The organism is Pseudomonas sp. GXM4 (assembly GCF_008923895.1).
GTDB classification, from domain to species: domain Bacteria; phylum Pseudomonadota; class Gammaproteobacteria; order Pseudomonadales; family Pseudomonadaceae; genus Aquipseudomonas; species Aquipseudomonas atacamensis.
The window spans coordinates 1-3,139 of sequence record NZ_WBRZ01000416.1 but is presented as its reverse complement, the minus strand read 5'-3'; the positions used below and the strand labels follow the sequence as shown (position 1 = coordinate 3,139).

The window sequence follows — 3,139 nt, the reverse complement described above, 5'->3', positions numbered from 1 at the left end:
GGGCTGTGCAGCGTTACGGCTGCACAGCCCGCATTTAATCGATATAATCCCGCGCTTTCGCCGCAAAGCCCTGCGCGCGGCAGCAATCTGATCGCCGAGACACCTCCATGCCAATGTACGATTACCAATGTGCTTCCTGTGGTCATCAGTTGGAAGCCATTCAGAAGATCAGCGACGCACCGTTGGTCGATTGCCCTGCCTGCCAGGCGCCCGAACTGAAGAAGCAGCTGTCCATGCCGGGTTTTCGCCTCAGCGGCAACGGTTGGTACGAGACCGACTTCAAGACCGGAGCCAAGAAGAATCTGGCCGGCGGCGACAAAGCTGACTAGGGTTCCAACCCTGAACGAACGACACGCGTGAGTTTCCGCCTTGCTTGATCGCGGCCGGATCTCCACCGAATTTCGAATTACGAGAAGCGAACCACACCATGATGCGCAGCCACTATTGCGGCCAACTGAACGAAAGCCTGGAAGGCCAGGAAATTACCCTTTGCGGATGGGTTCACCGTCGCCGCGACCACGGCGGGGTGATTTTCCTCGACATCCGTGATCGTGATGGTCTGGCCCAGGTGGTGTTCGATCCGGATCGCGCCGAGAGCTTCGCCGCCGCCGACCGCGTGCGTAGCGAATACGTCGTGAAGATCACCGGCAAGGTGCGTCTGCGTCCGGCCGGCGCGACCAACGCCAACATGGCCTCGGGCATGATCGAAGTGCTCGGTTATGAACTGGAAGTGCTGAACGAGTCGGAAACCCCGCCGTTCCCGCTCAACGAGTTCTCCGACGTCGGCGAAGAAACCCGCCTGCGCTATCGCTTCCTCGACCTGCGTCGTCCGGAAATGGCCGAGAAGCTGCGTCTGCGTTCGCGCATGACCACCAGCATCCGTCGCTTCCTCGACGAGAACGGCTTCCTCGACGTCGAAACGCCGATCCTGACCCGGGCCACTCCGGAAGGTGCGCGTGACTATCTGGTGCCGAGCCGTACCCACGCCGGTTCGTTCTTCGCCCTGCCGCAATCGCCGCAGCTGTTCAAGCAACTGCTGATGGTGGCCGGCTTCGACCGTTACTACCAGATCGCCAAGTGCTTCCGTGACGAAGACCTGCGTGCCGACCGTCAGCCGGAATTCACCCAGATCGACATCGAGACCAGCTTCCTCGATGAAAAAGAGATCATGGGCCTGACCGAGCAGATGATCCGCAACCTGTTCAAGGAAGTGCTGAACCTGGAGTTCGGCGAATTCCCGCACATGACCTTCGAAGAAGCCATGCGCCGCTACGGTTCGGACAAGCCGGACCTGCGTATTCCGCTGGAACTGGTCGACGTTGCCGACCAGCTCAAAGAAGTCGATTTCAAGGTGTTCAGCGGCCCGGCCAACGATCCGAAGTGCCGCATCGCCGCTTTGCGCGTTCCGGGCGGGGCGAGCATGCCGCGCAAGCAGATCGACGACTACACCAAGTTCGTCGGCATCTACGGTGCCAAGGGCCTGGCGTACATCAAGGTCAACGAGCGTGCTGCCGGTGTTGAAGGTCTGCAATCGCCGATCGTGAAGAACATCCCTGAAGACAAGCTCAACGTGATCCTCGATCGCGTTGGCGCAGTCGATGGCGACATCGTGTTCTTCGGTGCCGACAAGGCCAAGATCGTCAGCGAAGCCCTGGGCGCGCTGCGTATCAAGCTCGGTCACGACCTCAAGCTGCTGACCTGCGAGTGGGCGCCAATGTGGGTCGTCGACTTCCCGATGTTCGAAGAGAACGACGACGGCAGCTTCTCGGCGCTGCACCACCCGTTCACTGCACCGAAGTGCACCCCGCAGGAACTCGAAGCCAACCCGGCCGGCGCACTGTCCCGTGCGTACGACATGGTGTTGAACGGCACCGAGCTGGGCGGCGGTTCGATCCGTATCCACCGCAAGGAAATGCAGCAAGCGGTATTCCGCCTGCTGGGCATCAACGAAGCGGAACAGGAAGAGAAGTTCGGCTTCCTGCTCGACGCGCTGAAGTACGGTGCACCGCCGCACGGTGGTCTGGCCTTCGGTCTGGACCGTCTGGTGATGCTGATGACCGGCGCCCAGTCGATCCGTGAAGTGATCGCCTTCCCGAAAACCCAGAGTGCTGCCGACGTGATGACGCAGGCCCCGGGCGTAGTGGATGCCAAGGCATTGCGCGAGCTGCATATTCGCCTGCGCGAAACGCCAAAGGCTGAGTAAGACGGGCCTGAAGGCGCATCTTCGGATGCGCCTTTTTTCTTTCTCAGGTCGAATTTTTCAATTGCCGGCCGCTGCCTTGGCGGGGCGGGCAAGGTTTCAAAGAGCATTCGGAGCAAGTTATGGCAGGTCATTCCAAGTGGGCAAACATCAAGCACCGCAAAGAACGTCAGGATGCCAAGAGGGGCAAGATCTTCACCAAGTGGATCCGTGAACTGACCGTTGCGGCCCGTCAGGGTGGCGGTGATCCGGGTTCCAACCCGCGTCTGCGTCTGGCTCTGGACAAGGCGTTGAGCGCGAACATGAGCCGCGACATCATCGACCGTGCCGTCGCGCGCGGTGCCGGTGCTACTGAAGCGGACAACGTTGAAGAACTGACCTACGAAGGTTACGGTCCGGGCGGCGTGGCGGTGATGGTCGAGTGCATGACCGACAACCGCAACCGTACCGCCGCAGCCGTGCGTCATGCGTTCAGCAAGTGTGGCGGCAACCTCGGCACCGACGGTTCGGTGGCCTATCTGTTCGAGCGCAAGGGCCAGATCAGTTTCGCCCCGGGTGTCGATGAAGACGCACTGACCGAAGCGGCGCTGGAAGCCGATGCCGATGACGTGGTCACCCACGAAGACGGTTCGATCGACGTGTTTACCTCGTTCACCGGTTTCTATGCGGTGCGCAACGCGCTGGAAGCGGCCGGGTTCAAGGGCGATGATGCGGAAATCGTCATGCAGCCGACCACCAGCGCCGAGCTGGATCTGGAAGGGGCGGAGAAGGTGCTCAAGCTGATCGACATGCTTGAGGACCTGGATGACGTGCAGAACGTCTATTCCAACGCGGATATCCCGGAAGACGTCGCCGCTCAGCTTGGTTGATGTAAATAGAAAGGTTGCAGTTTTTTGCTGGCTCTACACTTCCTCTGTAGGAGCTGCCGAAGGCTGCGAT

Annotated in this window: 3 protein-coding genes; all 3 read left to right on the top strand. The window is 60.4% G+C overall.

Annotated elements, in window-relative coordinates; genetic code table 11:
- Positions 1–107 precede the first annotated feature (107 nt).
- Entirely contained in the window at positions 108–329 is a 222-nt protein-coding gene (locus tag F8N49_RS26800; protein WP_016773499.1) for an FmdB family zinc ribbon protein, read from the top strand.
- Positions 330–427: 98 nt separating this feature from the next.
- Positions 428–2,203, top strand: coding sequence for an aspartate--tRNA ligase (aspS, locus tag F8N49_RS26795; RefSeq protein ID WP_041479793.1), 1,776 nt, complete (start codon positions 428–430; stop codon positions 2,201–2,203).
- A 119-nt stretch (positions 2,204–2,322) separates the two neighbouring features.
- Positions 2,323–3,069, top strand: coding sequence for a YebC/PmpR family DNA-binding transcriptional regulator (locus F8N49_RS26790; RefSeq protein WP_024014089.1), 747 nt, complete (start codon positions 2,323–2,325; stop codon positions 3,067–3,069).
- Positions 3,070–3,139: the final 70 nt, after the last annotated feature.